The following is a 17275-nucleotide window of genomic DNA, read 5'->3' as shown; positions in this document are numbered from 1 at the left end:
AGCACGGCCCAGGCCAGGCTCGCGGCGGGGGCGGCGGCCGCGACGGTCGCCGCCGGGACGCCCTGCTCCAGGGCCTGCTCGGCCGGGGCGTGCAGCTGCTCGGGCAGGTAGGTCGGGGCGGGGCCGAGCAGGTCGGCGCCGGGACGGGGGGCTGCGGGGGTGCTCACGGAGGGCTCCTCAGGGGGTGGGCGTCGGGGGCGCGGCGTCGGTGGCGCCGTGCGGGCCGGCGGTCGCACCGCCGTCCCCGGTGGGCTGCAGCCGTCCGGTGCCGGGCTGCAGCTGCGCCCAGACCAGCTTGCCGGACCGGGTGGGCGACCAGCCCCAGCGTGCCACCTCGCCCACCACGTGCAGACCGTGACCGCCCTCGCCGAGCGGGCGGTGGGGCACGAGCCGCGGCGGCTCCGGGTTGCCGTCCTCGACCTCGATGCGCAGGCCGGGGGCGGTGTCGAAGAGGCGCAGCTGGACGATGCCCCAGCCGTGCATGACCGCGTTGGCGACCAGCTCGGACACGACGACCTCGGCGAGCTCGACCTGCGGGATCCCCCACACCGCGCACGCGCGCAGGGTCGCGTGGCGCGCCTTGCCGACGCTGCTCGGGTCCGAGGGCAGCTGCCAGCGCCGCTGGCGGGGGGCGGCGGCGCGCGGCGCGGGCACGTCGGACACGTCCACGGGCACCCGGAGCACGACGACGGCGGTGTCGTCCTCGGGGGAGTCGCCGAGCGCGGCGAGCAGCCGCTCGCCGATGCCGTCGGCCAGGCTCCCCGTCGCGCCCTGCAGGACGCCGACCAGCTGCTCCAGGCCCTCGGCCATCGGCCTGGACCGGCGCTCGATGAGACCGTCGGTGTAGGCGACGACGACGTCGCCGGGCCGCAGCCGCACCGTGTCGGAGAAGCGCGCGCCCTCACCGAGCCCGACGAGCGTGCCCTGCGCGGAGTCCAGACGGCGCACCGAGTACCCCGTGACCTCCCCGCCGGCCGGGTCGGTCCGCGGGGTGCCGACGAGGGCGGGCAGGTGCCCGGCCGAGGACCACGACAGGTCCCACTGCCCCTCGTCGCGCCGCCGGAGCGTCATGAGCACCAGGCTCGCCATCCGGGCGATGCCCATCCCCGCGGCCAGGTGGTCGACGCGCATGAGCACGCTGCCGGGGTCCTCGAGCTCGTAGGCGTAGGAGCGCACGACCGAGCGCAGCTGGCCCATGGTCGCCGCGGCCTCGACGTCGTGGCCGACCACGTCGCCGACGACCAGGCCCGCGACGTCGTCGCTGATCGGCAGCACGTCGTACCAGTCGCCCCCCACCTGGGCGTGGTCGACGTTGGGCGCGTAGTGGGTCCACACGTCCAGGCCGGGGATGCCGGAGCGCTGCGGCAGCATCGAGCGCTGCAGCGTCTCGGCGAGGGTGTGCTCGCGGGCGTAGAGCCGGGCGTTCTCCAGGCTCAGGCCGGTGCGCCGGGCGACGACCCGGACGAGCTTGCGGTGGTCGTCGTCGTCGGGCGCAGGGAAGCCGGGCTGCTCCGCCGGCCCGGGCCCGAGGCCCACGAGCAGCACGGCGATGACGGCGTCCCGGCCGGCGAGCTGCACCGCGAGGTAGCTGCCCTCCACCCGGGACCCGACGGTGTCGGCGAACCAGCCGGTGACGGTGCCGCTGCGGCGGGGGACGGCCAGGTCGACGACGGTCTCGTCCGCGGCGCCCTCGCAGACCGCGCGCAGCGGGTCGTCGGCCTCGAGGGCCGCCACCGGGGGACCGACCCGGCGGCCGGCGCCGACGAGCTCCTCCAGCGCCGACCCGCTCGCTGCGACCACCTCGACGTTGCGGTCCATCTGGACCACGAGGGCCCAGGGAGCGATGGTCTCGGCCAGGACGAGCGCGAGCCGCTCCATGGCGGCGGTCGCGTCGAGCTCGATGACGGCGTCGGAGACCCGGTCCAGCAGCACGAGCCCGGCCCTGGCCCGCTGCTCGGCGAGCAGGGCGCGCTCGCGCTGCTCCTGCACGAGGACGCGCTCGGTGACGTCGGCCTGGACGCCGACGAAGTTGACCAGCCGTCCCTCGGGGTCGAGGACGGGGGTGACGGAGACCTGGTTCCAGAACGCCGAGCCGTCCTTGCGGTAGTTGAGCAGCGTCTCCACGCAGCCTCGGCCCTCGCGCAGCGCCGCGGAGATCCGGGCGACCGTCTCCCGGTCGGTGCCGGGCCCCTGGAGGAAGCGGCAGTTCCGGCCCACGACGTCGTCGGAGGTGTACCCGGTGGTGCGGGTGAACGCGGGGTTGACCCAGACCAGCGGGTCGTCCGGCAGCGCCGGGTCGGAGATGGTGAACGACAGGTCGGTGGCGATGACGGCGCGGTCGCGCACGGCGGTGGCCTGGGTGGCGAGCACCTCGGCCGGCCCGGGCGCAGCGGTCAGGCCGGGTCCGGTCAGGCGCATGAAGACCACGAGCGCACGGCCCTGCATGGACTCCCCCAGCGGGAACCCGGTCACCCAGAGCGGTCCGACCACGTCGTCGACGAGACCGCCGTCGTCGGAGGCGTCCTGCTGGCGCCGCCGCTCGCCGGCTGCGTCGTCAGAGGCCTTGTCGGAGTCGCGCCGGATCAGCTCGCCGGCCACCGGCTCGCCCCGGGCGACCCGGGACAGCGGCCCGGTGGTCTCGGTGAGGTCCTCGCCGCCGGGCGAGACCAGGCCCGCGTGGTGGCCCCACTCGTCGATGCCGACCGGGAGGGACACGTCGCCGGCCATGGCCATCGCGCGCAGGTTGGCGTACTCCACGCGGGTGCTGGCGAGGTCGACCACGAGAACCGCAGCGTCCGCCTCGTCCATGACGCGCGGCAGCTGGCTCAGGCTCACCCGGTCGCTCCTTCCGACGCCCTGCGGTCGACCCGGTCCTCCAGGCCGCCCCGGCCCAGGGCCCCGGCATCCTCCCCCGCTTGCTAGCGTCCCTGCAACGCGTCCTCCCGGCAGCAGCCCGGTCGCCTGGGCGCAGAGGACGAGCAGGAGAACGACAGATGACGCAGAACAGCGCGACGCCGGCCGAGGACGAGGCCCCCGACGAGGCCCCCACCGCCCCCGTCGTCCGTCCCGTCGACCCCGGGTCGGTGCACGTCCTCTTCGAGCCCGCCGCCACGCGCGTGGTGCTCACGGGCGAGATCGACGCCGAGCTCGGGCCGGACCTGCTCGAGGCCGCGGACGACGCCCTCGCCGGGACCCGGCGGATCGAGGTGGACAGCCACCTCGTCACGTTCATGGACTCCACCGGCGTGGCGTTCCTGGCCCGCCTGGCCTCCCGCGCCCCGGAGCGGGTCCGGCTGCTCGACCCGCCGGACCTCGTCGGCTTCCTCATCGAGACGACGCGGATCGCCTCGCTGCTCGACGTCGTGCGCGACGGCCGGACGTCGACCCCGACGGACTGAGCCCTCGCGGCAGACCGAGCGGCGGGCACGACGGCCGCCGGGGAGACCCCGGCGGCCGTCGCTGCGTGCTGGTGGTGCTAGGTCTCAGCTGAGCCTGCGGCCGGCGCTGCGCAGGTTCTGGCAGGCCTCGACGACGCGCTGGGCCAGGCCGGTCTCGGCCGCCTTGCCCCAGGCGCGGGGGTCGTAGGCCTTCTTGTTGCCGACCTCGCCGTCGATCTTCAGCACGCCGTCGTAGTTCTTCATGACGTGCTCGACGACCGGCCGCGTGAACGCGTACTGGGTGTCGGTGTCGATGTTCATCTTCACGGCGCCGTAGTCGACGGCGTCGCTGATCTCCTGCGGGAGCGAGCCGGAGCCGCCGTGGAAGACGAGCAGCGCGGGCTTGCTGCCCTTGGGCTGGCCGAGCTTCTCGGCGATGGCGTCCTGGCAGTCGCGGAGGATCTCCGGGCGCAGCTTGACGTTGCCGGGCTTGTAGACGCCGTGGACGTTGCCGAACGTCAGGGCCGCCATGTAGACGCCCTTCTCGCCGGTGCCGAGCGCCTCGACCATGGCCAGGGCGTCCTCGGTCGTCGTGTACAGCTTGTCGTTGATCTCGTTGTCGACGCCGTCCTCCTCGCCGCCGACCACGCCGACCTCGATCTCGAGGACGACCTTGGCCTCGGCGCACTCCGCGAGGAGCTGCTCGGCGATCTGGAGGTTCTCCTCCAGCGGCACGGCCGAGCCGTCCCACATGTGCGACTGGAACAGCGGGCCCTGGCCCTTGCCGACGCGCTCCTTGCTCATGGCGAGCAGGGGGCGGACGAAGCCGTCGAGCTTGTCCTTGGGGCAGTGGTCGGTGTGCAGGGCGATCTGCACGTCGTAGGCGCGGGCGACCTCGTGCGCGTACTGCGCCAGCGCGGTCGCACCGATGACCATGTCCTTGACGGTCGGGCCGGACAGGTACTCCGCGCCGCCGGTGGAGACCTGGACGATCCCGTCGGACTCGGCCTCGGCGAAGCCGCGGATGACGGCGTTCAGCGTCTGCGACGACGTGACGTTGATGGCGGGGAAGGCGTACGAGCCGTCCTTGGCCGCGTTGAGCATCTCGGCGTAGCGCTCGGGGGTGGCGATGGGCATCGCGGGCTCCTCGTGTCTGGCAGGTCTGCAGGTCCGGAGTCGATCCTTCCACGTCGCCGAGGGGGCGCGGCGGGCCCGTCCACGGCCTGCCCCCGAGGTCATGGGTGGTTGGATGCCCGCATGCGACTGGCGGACTCCCTGGCGGGGAAGCGCATCCTGCTGACCGGTGTCACCGGCTTCGTCGGCGAGGCGCTGCTGCACAAGCTGCTGCGGGACGTCCCGGGCTGCACGGTCGTGGCGATGGTGCGGCCCAAGCAGGGCCAGACCGCCGAGGACCGGGTGGCCAAGCTGCTCGGCAAGGGCATCTTCGCCGACCTGCCCGAGGGCTCCGGGGCGCGCGTGGAGACGCTGTCGGGCGACCTGTACGACGTCCCCGCGCTACCCACCGACCTGGACGTCGTCGTCCACTGTGCCGGCGACGTGAGCTTCGACCCGCCGATCCAGTCCGCGTTCCAGACCAACGTCGTCGGCGTGCAGGGCCTGGTCGAGCGGGTCGTGGAGTCCGCGCGGCAGCCGGACGGGAGCCACCGGCCGCTGCACTACGTGCACGTGTCGACCGCCTACGTCGGCGGCCGCCGACGCGGGCCGGTCATGGAGGTCTCGGTCGAGCACACCGTCGACTGGCGGGCCGAGCACGAGGCCGCCCAGCGCGTCGCCGCGCGGATCGAGGACACCTCCCGCACCCCGGCGGTCCTCAGCAGGCTGGTCGCGAAGGCCGAGAAGGACCACGACCGCGCCGGGCCGCTCGCGGTGGCCGCGGACGCCGAGGAGCGCCGCCGCACCTGGGTGACCGACCAGCAGAAGGCCGCCGGCGGCGAGCGCGCCCGCAGCCTCGGCTGGACCGACGTCTACACCTTCACCAAGGCCCTCGGCGAGCGCGTCGTGGAGGAGGTCGCCGCCCCGGTCCTGCCGACCACGGTGTACCGGCCCAGCATCATCGAGTCCGCCCTCACCACGCCCCACCCGGGCTGGATCGAGGGCTTCAAGATGGCGGACCCGATCATCCTCGCCTACGGCCGCGGCGAGCTGCCCGAGCTGCCGGCCGCCCCGGACTCGGTCATCGACATCGTGCCGATCGACCTGGTCGTCAACTCGATCATCGCCGTGGCCGCGACGCCGCCGCCGGTCGGCGAGCCCGCCTACGTCCACCTGAGCTCGGGCTCGCGCAACCCGCTGACGTTCCGGCAGCTGTACGACCACGTCCGCGAGTACTTCGCGCAGCACCCGTTCGACATGGACTCCCGCGGCGCGGTCCGGCTGGCGACGTGGCGCTTCCCCGGCGCCCGGATCGTCGAGCGCGCGCTCACCACGGGCGAGAAGGCCTACGGCGTGGCCGAGGGCGCGCTGTCGCTGGCGCCGCGCAGCGACCGGGTCCGCTCGATCGCCCGCAACCTCGACACCCAGAAGCGGCGCCTGGACTTCCTGCGCCGCTACATGGACCTGTACCGCGCCTACACCCAGGTCGAGCTGTACTTCGTCGACGACCGCATGCTCGCCATGCACCAGGCGATGGACCCCGAGGACCAGGAGACGTTCGGCTTCGACACCGCCGTCATCGACTGGGAGCACTACCTCATCGAGGTGCACTGCCCCGCCGTCACGCAGGGCGTGCGCGACTACGACGTCATCCGCCGCCGGCGCGGCCGCTCCGGCGGCCCCGCGCCCCGCGTCGTCGCCCCCCGCGACCCGTCCGAGCCGGTCGACCCCGACGCCGCGCCGGTGCTTGCCGTGTTCGACATGGACGGCACGCTGCTGAGCAGCAACATCATCGAGACCTACCTGTGGGTGCGGCTGCCCGAGCTGTCGGCCGCCGGCAAGGTCCGCGAGCTCGCGGCGACCGCGGCCCGGCTGCCGCTGTACCTGCGCGCCGAGCGGCGCGACCGCGGTGCCCTGATCCGGAGCGCCTACCGCCGCTACGAGGGCGCCGACCTGCGGGCGCTGGAGGAGATGGTCGACGAGACCCTCACCCCCCACGTGCTGGAGCGGGTGAGCGGCGCCGCGATCCGGCGGGTGCGCGAGCACCGCGCGGCCGGGCACCGGACCGTCCTCATCACCGGGGCGGTCACCCCCATCACCCGCCCGCTCGCGCCGCTGTTCGACGAGATCGTCGCCGCCGAGCTCGACACCGACTCCCGCGGCCGCTGCACCGGGTTCCTCACCCGCCCGCCCCTGGTCGGCGAGGCGCGCGCGGCCTGGCTGAAGCGGTACGCGTCGGTCGAGGGCGCGGACCTGTCGCAGGCCTACGGCTACGCCGACTCCCACTCCGACCTGCCGATGCTCCAGGCCGTGGGCCGCCCGACGGCGGTCAGCCCGGACGTCACGCTGTACCGCGAGGCGCGCAAGCTGCGCTGGCCGATCGAGGACTGGGGCACCGCCGGGCGCAGCCCGCGCCTGCAGCTGCCGAGCATCGACACCTCCCAGGCGCGCCTGCCCGGCTGACCGGGGCGCGTCCTGCCGGGCCCTGCGGGTGCGGTTGGATGAGCCGCGTGATGCTGGCGCTGGAGCTGTTCCGCTCGGTCCCCCGGTACGCGGCCGCCCGGGCCATCACCGCGGCGGGCGGCGTCCCCGGTCTGCTCGTCGGCCCGCTGGCGCCGGTCCGGCTGACCACCCGCAACGAGCCGGTGGTCCGCCGCGCGGGCTGGGCCGAGCTCAAGGTCCACCTGTCGGGGATCTGCGGCTCCGACCTGGGCGCGGTCACGGGCACGACGTCGCTGTACTTCGCGGGCGTCTCGTCCATGCCGTGCGTGCCGGGCCACGAGATCGTCGGCACGCTCACCCAGGACTGCGAGGACCTGCCCGCCGGGACCCGGGTCGTCGTCGACCCCGTGCTCGCCTGCGCCGCCCGCGGCCTGGACGCCTGCGAGCAGTGCGCCGCCGGCCACACCAACCGCTGCGACCGGGTGAGCGTCGGTCACCTGCGTCCCGGCCTGCAGACCGGCTACTGCGCCTCGACCGGCGGCGGCTGGGGCGAGCGCCTGGTCGTCCACCGCTCGCAGCTGCACGTAGTGCCCGAGACCCTGTCCGACACGCGCGCCGTGCTCGTCGAGCCGCTGGCCTGCGCGGTCCGCCTCGCCTCGCAGGCCCGCGTCGAGGAGGGCCAGACCGTCCTCGTCTCCGGCGCCGGCGCGGTGGGGCTGTTCGCCACCCTCGCCATCCGGCAGCTCACGCCGGCGGGCCGCATCGTCGTCGTCGCCAAGCACTCCGCGCAGGCCGCCCTGGCCCGCCGGTTCGGCGCCACCGACGTGGTGCAGCCGGCCGAGGCGCTGCGCGGCGTCCGCCGGCTCACGCAGGCCCTCACCGTGCAGACCCGCCTGCCGGGCATCGCGTCGCGGATGGACCAGGAGTACCTGCTGGGCGGCGTCGACGTGGCCGTCGACGCGGTCGGCTCGGCCAGCTCGCTCGACATGGCGCTGCGCACCACCCGCGCGGGCGGCCGCGTCGTCCTGTCCGGCATGCCGGCGACCGGGGCGGACCTCAGCCCGGCCTGGTTCCGCGAGCTGGAGCTGGTCGGCACCTACGCCAGCGCCGGCGACGCGTTCCCGACCGCTCTCCGGCTGGCCCAGGAGGCCCCGCTCGGCGACGGCGTGGGCGGCGAGGGCGACGTGCTCGGCGCGGTCTACCCGCTGCACCGCTGGCGCGAGGCCCTGCCCCCCCCCCCCTCCCCCGGCCGCCTGGCCCCCGTCAGGGTGCCCTTCGCCCCGCGCCAGGGGGGGGGGGGGGGGGCGGGGGCTGACGCCAGGGCTGGCGGGCGTCGGGGCTGGCCGGCGCGGGGCTGAGCGGCACCTGCCGCTGGGGCGAGCGCCGGAGCTGGCCGCCGCCGCCCGCTGCGAGAGGGCCCGTATGACGGCGACACGCCGGGGGCGGGCGTCACTCGAGCCCTCTCGTCGTCCACACCCCGCCCCGGGCGGGACGAGGCTGCCCCGTGAGCGGGCCGCTCGTGAGCGGTCACCGGTGACCGCGGCGCGCCGGTGCCGCGGTCACGAGCGCCCTCTCGCCGTCCACAGACCCGGCCCGAGGCCCGAGGGCGCCCGGTCGCGGGGTCAGGCCTGGGGAGCGGACCCGTCGTGGGCGTCGATGAGCGCGTCGATGCGGGCGCGGAGGGCGGTCAGGTCGGCCGCCTGCCCGCCACCGGCCGCGAGCCCGGCGGCCACGCCTAGCGCAAAGGTCGTGATCGGGGCCGCGGGGCGGGCGATGGTGTGCGCGGCGTCCTTGGCCAGGTCGAGGACGAGGTCGACGACCGCGGGGGCGTCGGTGCCGGCGAGCGCCGCCTGCAGCCCGAGCTCGTCGGAGAGCCGGCGCGCCCAGTCGTCGAGCACGGCGCGGGTGAGGTCCTGGGGGGTGTCCACGTCGACCAGCCTGCCCCACCCGGGCCGAGGGGCCACCTCGGCCACGGCCAGCCGCCCGACGACGCCCTTGACCGACGGCCCGCGCTCACCGGTCGCGCCCGCCACCGCCGCCTCGCAGGCCGCCCGCAGCGGGGCCGTCCGGTAGGCCGCGGTGAGCCACTGCGCCCGTCCGTCGGCGTCGGTGGCGACGGCCGCCTCGGCACCCGGGTCCGCGTCGAGCGCGTCGAGCAGGTCGGCGAGCACCGCGCGGGTCACCCCCGGCAGGTCGGCGGCCAGGACGAGGACGGTCGGTGCCGTCAGCTCCCGGAGCCCGGCGAGCAGCCCGGCGACGGGTCCCGAGCCGGGCGGGTCCTCCCGGGTGAGGACGAGCCGCGACGTGGGGTCGGTCGGGCGTGCGTCGGTCGGGCGGACGCCGAGGTCCAGGTCGTCGGGGAGCCGCGGCCCGACGACCGCGACCGTCCCGGTCCCCGCGTCGACCATGGTCTGGACGGCCCGGCCCAGCAGGGTCCGCCCGCCCACGACGGCTGCCGTCTTGTCGCCGCCGAACCGCGTCCCCGCGCCCCCGGCGAGCACCAGCCCGTCCACCGTCCGCCTGTCGCCCGTGGGTGTGTCGCCCGCCATCGCCTCGACCGCCATGCGCCCATCCTCCGCCGCAGAGCCGCGGGTCCCGTCCGCCGTCGCCGGCTGGTCGTCGCCGCCGCCCCACCCGACTCCCGTCCGGGACGTCACTCGGCCGCCCCCATCGCACCCGGGACCGCGAGTGGGGACCGCGAGTGGGACCGAACGGTCGTCCGACTGCCCCGCCGGCACCCGTTCCGTCCCAGTCGCGGGCGCCAGCCGCACGCGCAGCCACCGGCGTCCGTTTCGGGCTCGTGTCGTGGTGTGACGAGTCGGTCAACGTCTGCTCACCCCCGGCCCGACCCGCCCGACCCGGCCCTAGCGTCCGACGGACCCGGTCGACGACCGGGCCTGACGCGTGCCGACGCCGCGCCGGGACGACCGACAGCACCCACCGGGGGACCCCGTGACGCCGACCTCGACGCCCCTGCCCCCGCACGCCCCCGCCCGGGCCCACGCCCCCGCCCAGGCGCCAATCAATGCCGCCGGGCACGCACCGGTCCACGCCACCGCCCAGGCGCCAGTCCACGCCCCCGGCCACGCGCCGGTCGCCGACGAGAACCCGGGAACCCCGAATGGCACCCCCGTCCCCGTCGGCCTCCGCCTCACCGGCCGCCGGGTCGTCTGCGTCGGCGGGGGTCCGGTGTCCGCCCGCCGCACCCGGGCCCTGCTCGACGGCGGCGCAGAAGTCCACGTCGTCGCGCCCGAGCTGTGCGAGGACCTGGCCGAGCACGCCCGCGCCGGCCGCGTCACCTGGCACTCCCGCGGCTACGAGCCCGCCGACCTGGACGGGGCCTGGTTCGTCCACACCGCCACCGGCGACCGCGCCACCGACTCCCGGGTCGCCGCCGACGCCGAGCAGCGCCGGGTGTGGTGCGTCGACGCCACCGACGCCGCCGCGTCGAGCGCCTGGTTCCCCGCCGTCGCCCGGGTCGACGACGTCTCGGTCGCCGTGACCGCGGGCGGGGACCCCCGCCGGGCCGCCCGGCTGCGCGACGCCGTCGCCACGGCGCTGGACACCGGGTCGCTGCCGCTGCGCCGCCACCGTCCCGGACCCGGCAGGGTCGACCTCGTCGGCGGCGGCCCCGGCGACCCGGGCCTGCTCACCACCCGTGCCCGGCGCCTGCTCGCCCAGGCGGACGTCGTCGTCCACGACACCCTGGCCCCGACCTCCGTCCTCGACGAGCTGGACCCCGACGTCGAGCTCGTCGACGTCGGCAAGACCGCCGGCCACCACCCCGTGCCGCAGCACGAGATCAACCTGTTCCTCGTCGAGCACGCGCGCCGCGGCCGGCGGGTCGTCCGGCTCAAGGGCGGCGACCCGTTCGTCCTGGGCCGGGGCGGGGAGGAGCTGCTGGCCTGCCGGGAGGCCGGCGTCACCGTCGCGGTCACGCCCGGCGTCACCAGCGCGGTGTCCGTGCCCGCGGCGCTCGGCATCCCCGTCACCCACCGCGGCGTCTCGCGCTCCTTCACCGTGCTGTCCGCCCACGAGGACCTGCGGGCCGGCCAGGTGCCGACCGAGGGCACCCTCGTCCTGCTCATGGGCGTCTCGGGCCTGGCCGCGACCGCGGACCGGCTCGTGGCGCTCGGCTGGTCGGCCACCACCCCCGCGGCGGTGCTCGAGGACGGATTCGGCGAGCGCCAGCGGCGGGTGGTCGGCACCCTCGCCGACATCGCCGGCCGCGCGGAGCAGGCCGGTGTCCGCCCGCCCGGGATCGTCGTCGTCGGCGAGGTCGTCGCCCTGGCGCCCGCCATGCAGCCCGACCCGGTCGTCCTCGTCGCCCACGGCAGCCGCGACCCCCGCTCCCGCGCGGTCACCGACGGCCTGGCGGCGGCGCTCGGCGAGCGGCTCGGCACCGAGGTCGTCGTGTCCCAGCTCGACCACGCCGGGCCGCGGCCGCAGGAGGCCGTCGACGCCCTCGCCGCCCGGGGCCACCGCACCGTCCGCGTGCAGCCCCTGCTCTTCACCCCGGCCTACCACGTGACCGTCGACCTGCCGGAGGCGCTCGCGTCGTGCGCGGCAACCGCGGACGGCGCCGACGTCCACGTCCAGGGCCCGCTCGTCGGCCACCCCGCGCTGCTCGACGCCCTCGACCGCCGCCTGGCCGAGACCGACCTGCCCGACGGGGTCCGCCCGACCGCGCTCGTCATGGCGTCGGCGGGCACGTCGTCGGCGCCCGCACGTGCCGAGCTCGAGCAGACCGCCGCGGCCTGGGGCGAGCGCCACGGCCTGCCCGCGGTGAGCGCCTACGCCTCGGCCGCGGAGCCCACCCCCGGCCAGGCCGTCGCCGCGCTGGTCGCCCAGGGGCACAGCGTCGCCGTCGGCGGCCTGTTCGTCGGCCCCGGGTACCTGCCGGACAAGGCGCGCGCCCAGGCCCTGGCGGCCGGGGCGGTCGTGGTCGCGGAGCCCGTCGGCGTCGCGCCGGAGCTCGTCCAGGTCCTCGCCGACCGCTGCGCCGCCCCCGTCGGCCCTGCCCCTCACACCGGCCCGTCGGCGGCGTGAGGGGAAGGTTCCCGACTGGTCACACCGGACGCGGTCCCCCGACACACGCTCTTCCTAGCGTCGGCCGCACGGCACGCAGACCTGCTGCGGCCCGACCGACGGGAGCACACCCCATGGCCACCACCACCCCGGCCCCGGCGACGACGCCCCCCGCCCAGACGCCCCCCGCCCAGCCGTCCCGCGCCTCCGCGGCAGCCACGGCAGCGACGACGGCAGCCCCCACCACGGCCACGACCGGTACGCCCACGGCAGCCACGACCCGCACGACCGGCCCCCTCGTCCGGCTCGGCGGCCGGTGGGTCGACGGCTACGACCCCGAGGACCGCGCGTACTGGGAGTCGCCGCTCGGCCGCCCCGTCGCCCGCCGCAACCTCGTCTGGTCCATCCTCGCGGAGAACATCGGCTTCTCCGTCTGGCTGCTGTTCAGCATCACCGTGACGTTCCTGCCGGCCGCCGGGTTCGCCTTCTCCACCGACCAGCTGTTCTGGCTGGTGTCCACCGCGGCGATCGTCGGCGCGGTCCTGCGGGTGCCGTACACGTTCATGCCCGCCCTGGTCGGCGGCCGCAACTGGACCGTCGTCAGCGCGCTGCTCCTGCTGGTGCCGCTCGGCATGCTCACCACGGCGGTGCTGGACCCCACGACGCCGTACTGGTTCTTCCTGCTCACCGCGGCTGCCGCGGGCGTCGGCGGCGGCAACTTCGCCTCGTCGATGGCGAGCATCAGCCACTTCTTCCCCGACCGCGAGAAGGGCCTCGCGCTGGGCCTCAACGCCGCGGGCGGCAACATCGGCGTCGCGGTCGTCCAGCTGCTCGTGCCCAAGGCCGTCCTCGTCGGCGGGATCGCCGTGGTCGGCGGCGTGGTCGGCACCACCGAGGCCGGCCGGGACCTCTACCTGCAGAACGCCGCCCTGATGTGGGTGCCGCTGGTCGTGCTCGCCGCCGTCGGCGCGTTCTTCTTCATGGACAACCTCGGCTCGGCGACCTTCAGCTTCGCCGGTCAGGCCGCCGCGGCGGCGCGCCGCCAGACCTGGGTGATGTCGTTCCTCTACATCGGCACGTTCGGCTCGTTCATCGGCTTCTCCGCCGCGTTCCCCCTGCTCATCCGCAACGAGTTCCCCGCCGTCGACCTGGCCAGCTACGCCTTCCTCGGCGCCCTCGTCGGCTCGGTCGCCCGGCCGTTCGGCGGCTGGCTGGCCGACCGGCTCGGTGGGGCCCGCGTCACCCTGGTCGCGTTCCTCGCCATGGCCGCGACCGTCGGGCTCATCCTCGCCGCCCTCGCCTCGGGCAGCTTCACGGCGTTCCTCGCCGCGTTCCTCGTCCTCTTCGTCCTCGTGGGGGCGGCCAACGGCTCGACCTACCGCATGATCCCGATCATCTTCCGCGCCGAGGCCGCGGAGCTGGCGGCCGCGCGGGGCGAGGACGGGCCGCAGACCGCCGCCCGCGCCCGCCGGGAGGCCGCGTCCGCCATCGGGCTCATCTCCGCCGTGGGCGCCGCGGGCGGGGTGTTCATCCCGCGCGGGCTGTCGGAGTCGTACCTGGCGACGGGGGGCGTGACCGCGGCGTTCGTCGCGTTCCTCGCCTTCTACGTCGCCTGCGTCGCCGTGACCTGGTCGGTCTACGTCCGTCCCGGCACCCTTTTCGCCCGGGCCGGCGTCTGACATGACGACCACCGCCGCCGACCGGTCGGCCGTCCCCGGGCAGGCACCCGCCGGGGTGGCCACCCACTGCCCCTACTGCGCGCTGCAGTGCGGGATGACGCTCACCGTGGCCGACCGGACGACGGGGCTGCCCTCGCCGCGCGTGCAGGTGCAGCCGCGGGCGTCCGCAGCGGGCCTGGGCCGGCTGTGCCAGAAGGGCTGGTCGGCGGCGGAGCTGCTCGAGCACCCCGAGCGGCTGCGGACCCCGCTGCTGCGCGAGGTCCCGGGCGACCGGACCAGCCGGTTCGTGCCTTCCGGCTGGGACGAGGCGCTCGACGTGGTGGCGGCCGGCATCAGAGCGGCGCAGGTGGCGCACGGCCGGGACGCGGTCGCGGTGTTCGGCGGCGGCGGGCTCACCAACGAGAAGGCCTACGCGCTCGGCAAGCTCGCCCGGGTCGCGCTGCGCACCTCGCAGGTCGACTACAACGGCCGCTTCTGCATGAGCAGCGCGGCGGCCGCGGCCAACGCGGCGCTCGGCGTCGACCGGGGGCTGCCGTTCCCGGTCCGCGACCTGGTCGGCACCGGGGTCCTCGTCCTGCTCGGCAGCAACCCCGCGGAGACGATGCCCCCGTTCATGGCCCACGTGCAGGCGGTGCAGGAGGCCGGCGGCACGGTCGTCGTGGTCGACCCCCGGCGCACCCCGACGGCCGCGGCCGCCGACGTCCACGTCCAGCCGCTGCCCGGCTCGGACATGGCGCTGCTGCTCGGGCTGCTGCACGTCGTCCTGCGCGACGGCCTGGAGGACGCGGCGTACGTCGCCGGGCGCACCCGCGGCATCGAGGAGCTGCGGGCCGCGGCGCGCCGGTACTGGCCGGAGCGGGTCGAGCGGCTGACCGGCGTGCCCGCGGGCGAGGTCGGCTCCCTCGCCCGCCTGGTCGCCTCGCACGCCCCGGTCGCCGGCGGCCGCGGCGCGGTGCTCCTCACCGCCCGCGGCTCCGAGCAGCACGCCACCGGTACCGACACCGTGCTGGCCGCCATCGACCTGGCCCTCGTGCTCGGGCTCCCCGGCCGGCCGCACGCCGGCTACGGCTGCCTCACCGGCCAGGGCAACGGCCAGGGCGGGCGGGAGCACGGCCTCAAGGCCGACCAGCTGCCGGGCTACCGCTCGATCAGCGACCCGGCTGCCCGCGCCCACGTCGCCGGGGTGTGGGGCGTCGACCCCGCATCCCTGCCGGGCCCCGGACGCTCCGCCTACGAGCTGCTCGACGCCTGCGGCCGGCCCGACGGGCCGCGCGTGCTGCTGCTCGCGGGCTCCAACCCCGTCGTGTCGGCCCCGCGCGCCGGGCACGTGTCCGACCGGCTCGCCGCCCTCGACCTGCTCGTCGTCACCGACCTGGTCATGTCCGAGACGGCCGCCGTGGCCGACGTCGTCCTCCCCACGACCATGTGGGCCGAGGAGGACGGCACGATGACGACCCTCGAGGGCCGGGTCGTCCGCCGCCGCAAGGCCGTCGACGCCCCCGTCGGCTGCCGGACCGACCTGCAGGTGCTCGCCGGGCTCGCCGACCGCCTCGGCGCCGGGACGGACTTCCCCGCGGACGCCTTCCCCGCCGCCCCCCGGCTGGTCTTCGAGGAACTCCGCCGCGCCAGCGCCGGTGGCCGCGCCGACTACAGCCACGTCGGCTGGGACGCGGTCGCGGCGGACGGCAGCGACGGCGTGCACTGGGGCAGCCCGCGGATGTTCGTCGACCGCTTCCCCACCGCCGACGGCCGCGCGGTCCTGCACGCCGTCGAGCACCGCGCCCTGGTCGAGGACGTCGACGCGGAGTTCCCGTGGCTGCTCACCACCGGTCGCGTGCTCGCCCAGTACCAGTCGGGCGCGCAGACCCGCCGGGTGCCGTCGCTGGTGCGCAGCGCCCCGTCGTCGTTCGTGGAGGTCCACCCCGTCCTGGCCGCCGCCCACGGGATCGGCGACGGCGACCTGGTCCGCGTGACCAGCCGCCACGGCGTCGCCGAGGCCCCCGCCCGGCTCACCCCGACCGTCCGCACCGACACCGTCTTCATGCCCTTCCACTGGGGCGGCGCCGGGCGCGCCAACTCCCTCACCCCGCCCGCGCTGGACCCCACGTCGCGGATGCCCGAGTTCAAGGCCTGCGCCGTCCGCCTGGAGCGCGCGGCTCCCGTCCGCGGGATGACCGACCCCGAGGAGACCGCATGAGCACCCGCACCCGGCACCTCGTCGTCGTCGGCAACGGCATGGCCGGCGCCCGCCTGGTCGAGGAGGTCGCCGCCCGCGACACCGAGCGGCGCTGGCAGACCACCGTCGTCGGCGACGAACCGACCGAGGCCTACAACCGCGTCCTGCTGTCCGGGGTGCTCGCCGGCACCCACCGCGAGGACGACCTCGCGCTCGCCCCGCCCGGCGCCTGGGAGGGCTCGACCGTGCGGGTCGTCACCGGGACCCGGGTCGCGCGGGTGCACCGCAGCACGCGGACGGTGCACCTGGCCGACGGCAGCCACCTGCCCTACGACCGCCTGGTCCTGGCCACGGGCAGCGCGCCGGTCCTGCCGCCGCTGCCGGGCCTGCTCCGCCACGACCCGACCGACCCCGACCGCGGCGCCTCCCTGCACCCGCAGGCCACCGCGTTCCGCACCCTCGACGACTGCCGGCGCCTCGTCGCCGCGACCGCCACCGCCCGGCGCGCGGTCGTCGTCGGCGGCGGCCTGCTCGGCCTGGAGGCCGCCCGCGGCCTGGCCGCCCGGGGCCTGTCGGTCGAGGTCGTGCAGATGCCCGACCGGCTCATGGACGGCCAGCTCGACGGCCCCGCCGCCACGATGCTCCGGCGCCGCCTCGCCGGCCTCGGCATCACCGCCTACCTGGGCACCCGCGCCACCCAGGTGCTCACCGGCCACGGTACGGACCGGCTCGTCGGGGTGCGCCTGGCCGACGGCCACGTCCTCGAGTGCGACCTGCTCGTCTTCGCCGTCGGGGTCCGGCCCAGCACCCGGCTCGCCCGCGAGGCCCGGCTGACCACGGCCCGCGGCGTCGTCGTCGACCGCACCCTCACCAGCCCCGACGACCCCGCCGTGTCCGCGGTCGGCGACTGCGCCGAGGTGCTCGACCCGGACGGCGGCTCGACCGTCGGCGGGCTCGTGCAGCCCGCCTGGGAGCAGGCCGCGGCCCTGGCCACGACGCTGACCGCCGCTCCGGACGACCCGCCGACGACCTGGCAGCCGCGCGGCAGCGTCACCCGCCTCAAGGCCGGCGGCATCGACCTGGCCTCGATGGGCGAGGTCCGCCCCGCCCCCGAGGACAGCGACGGCGACCTGGAGGTCCTCGCCTGGACCGACCCTTCGCGCGGCGTCTACGCCAAGGCCGTGCTCCGCGGCGGCCGGGTCGTCGGCGGGATCCTGCTCGGCGACCTCGGCTCCGTGGGGGCGCTCACCCTGGCCTTCGACCGTGGCAGCCCCGTCCCGCCCGACCGGCGCCACCTGCTGTTCGGCAGCGGCCCCGCCGGTCCTGCGGGCGCCGGAGGAGCCGCCGGCACCGCGGGTGACGCGGCCTCCCTGCCGGACGACGCCACCGTCTGCCACTGCAACGCCGTCGACGCGGGCGCCGTCCGTGCCGCCGCGGCCGCCGGCGCCCGCGACGTCGCC

At 76.5% G+C, this 17275-nt stretch carries 10 protein-coding genes; 7 read left to right on the top strand and 3 right to left on the bottom strand.

The genetic code is table 11. The annotated features are described in order from the left end of the window. Positions 1 to 177 precede the first annotated feature (177 nt). Complete coding sequence (locus WCS02_RS08395) at positions 178 to 2835, bottom strand: SpoIIE family protein phosphatase (protein WP_340291945.1); 2658 nt, start codon at positions 2833 to 2835, stop codon at positions 178 to 180. 158 nt (positions 2836 to 2993) lie between these two features. Between WCS02_RS08395 and WCS02_RS08390 the strand changes: the two genes are divergently transcribed. Next, entirely contained in the window at positions 2994 to 3398 is a 405-nt protein-coding gene (locus WCS02_RS08390; protein ID WP_340291943.1) for an STAS domain-containing protein, read from the top strand. Between the two features lie 84 nt (positions 3399 to 3482). Here WCS02_RS08390 and fbaA read toward each other — a convergent pair whose 3' ends face one another. After that, positions 3483 to 4514, bottom strand: coding sequence for a class II fructose-bisphosphate aldolase (fbaA, locus tag WCS02_RS08385; protein ID WP_340291941.1), 1032 nt, complete (start codon positions 4512 to 4514; stop codon positions 3483 to 3485). A gap of 120 nt (positions 4515 to 4634) precedes the next feature. Here fbaA and WCS02_RS08380 point away from each other — a divergent pair, with 120 nt between their 5' ends. Together WCS02_RS08380 and WCS02_RS08375 are read left to right on the top strand one after the other, a co-directional pair. After that, positions 4635 to 6953: an HAD-IB family hydrolase gene (locus tag WCS02_RS08380; RefSeq protein ID WP_340291939.1), complete on the top strand. Its 2319-nt coding sequence runs from the start codon at positions 4635 to 4637 to the stop codon at positions 6951 to 6953. Between the two features lie 38 nt (positions 6954 to 6991). Further along, complete coding sequence (locus tag WCS02_RS08375) at positions 6992 to 8290, top strand: zinc-dependent alcohol dehydrogenase (protein WP_340291937.1); 1299 nt, start codon at positions 6992 to 6994, stop codon at positions 8288 to 8290. Between the two features lie 264 nt (positions 8291 to 8554). On the opposite strand, the gene WCS02_RS08370 is transcribed toward WCS02_RS08375, so the two are convergent. Continuing rightward, entirely contained in the window at positions 8555 to 9496 is a 942-nt protein-coding gene (locus WCS02_RS08370; RefSeq protein ID WP_340291935.1) for an NTP transferase domain-containing protein, read from the bottom strand. Between the two features lie 388 nt (positions 9497 to 9884). Here WCS02_RS08370 and cobA point away from each other — a divergent pair, with 388 nt between their 5' ends. The 4 genes from cobA to WCS02_RS08350 form a co-directional block, all read left to right on the top strand. Continuing rightward, complete coding sequence (cobA, locus tag WCS02_RS08365; protein WP_340291933.1) at positions 9885 to 11981, top strand: uroporphyrinogen-III C-methyltransferase; 2097 nt, start codon at positions 9885 to 9887, stop codon at positions 11979 to 11981. Between the two features lie 113 nt (positions 11982 to 12094). After that, a complete protein-coding gene (locus tag WCS02_RS08360; protein ID WP_340291931.1) occupies positions 12095 to 13639 on the top strand; it encodes an MFS transporter in 1545 nt (514 codons plus the stop codon). Position 13640: 1 nt separating this feature from the next. After that, positions 13641 to 15836: a molybdopterin oxidoreductase family protein gene (locus WCS02_RS08355; RefSeq protein WP_340291929.1), complete on the top strand. Its 2196-nt coding sequence runs from the start codon at positions 13641 to 13643 to the stop codon at positions 15834 to 15836. Then, positions 15833 to 17275: NAD(P)/FAD-dependent oxidoreductase (locus WCS02_RS08350; protein ID WP_340291927.1), on the top strand; the 1443-nt coding region annotated here is incomplete at its 3' end. The genes WCS02_RS08355 and WCS02_RS08350, both read left to right, overlap by 4 nt.

The organism is Aquipuribacter hungaricus (assembly GCF_037860755.1).
Lineage (GTDB): Bacteria > Actinomycetota > Actinomycetes > Actinomycetales > JBBAYJ01 > Aquipuribacter > Aquipuribacter hungaricus.
This window is presented reverse-complemented; position numbering and strand designations above follow the sequence as displayed.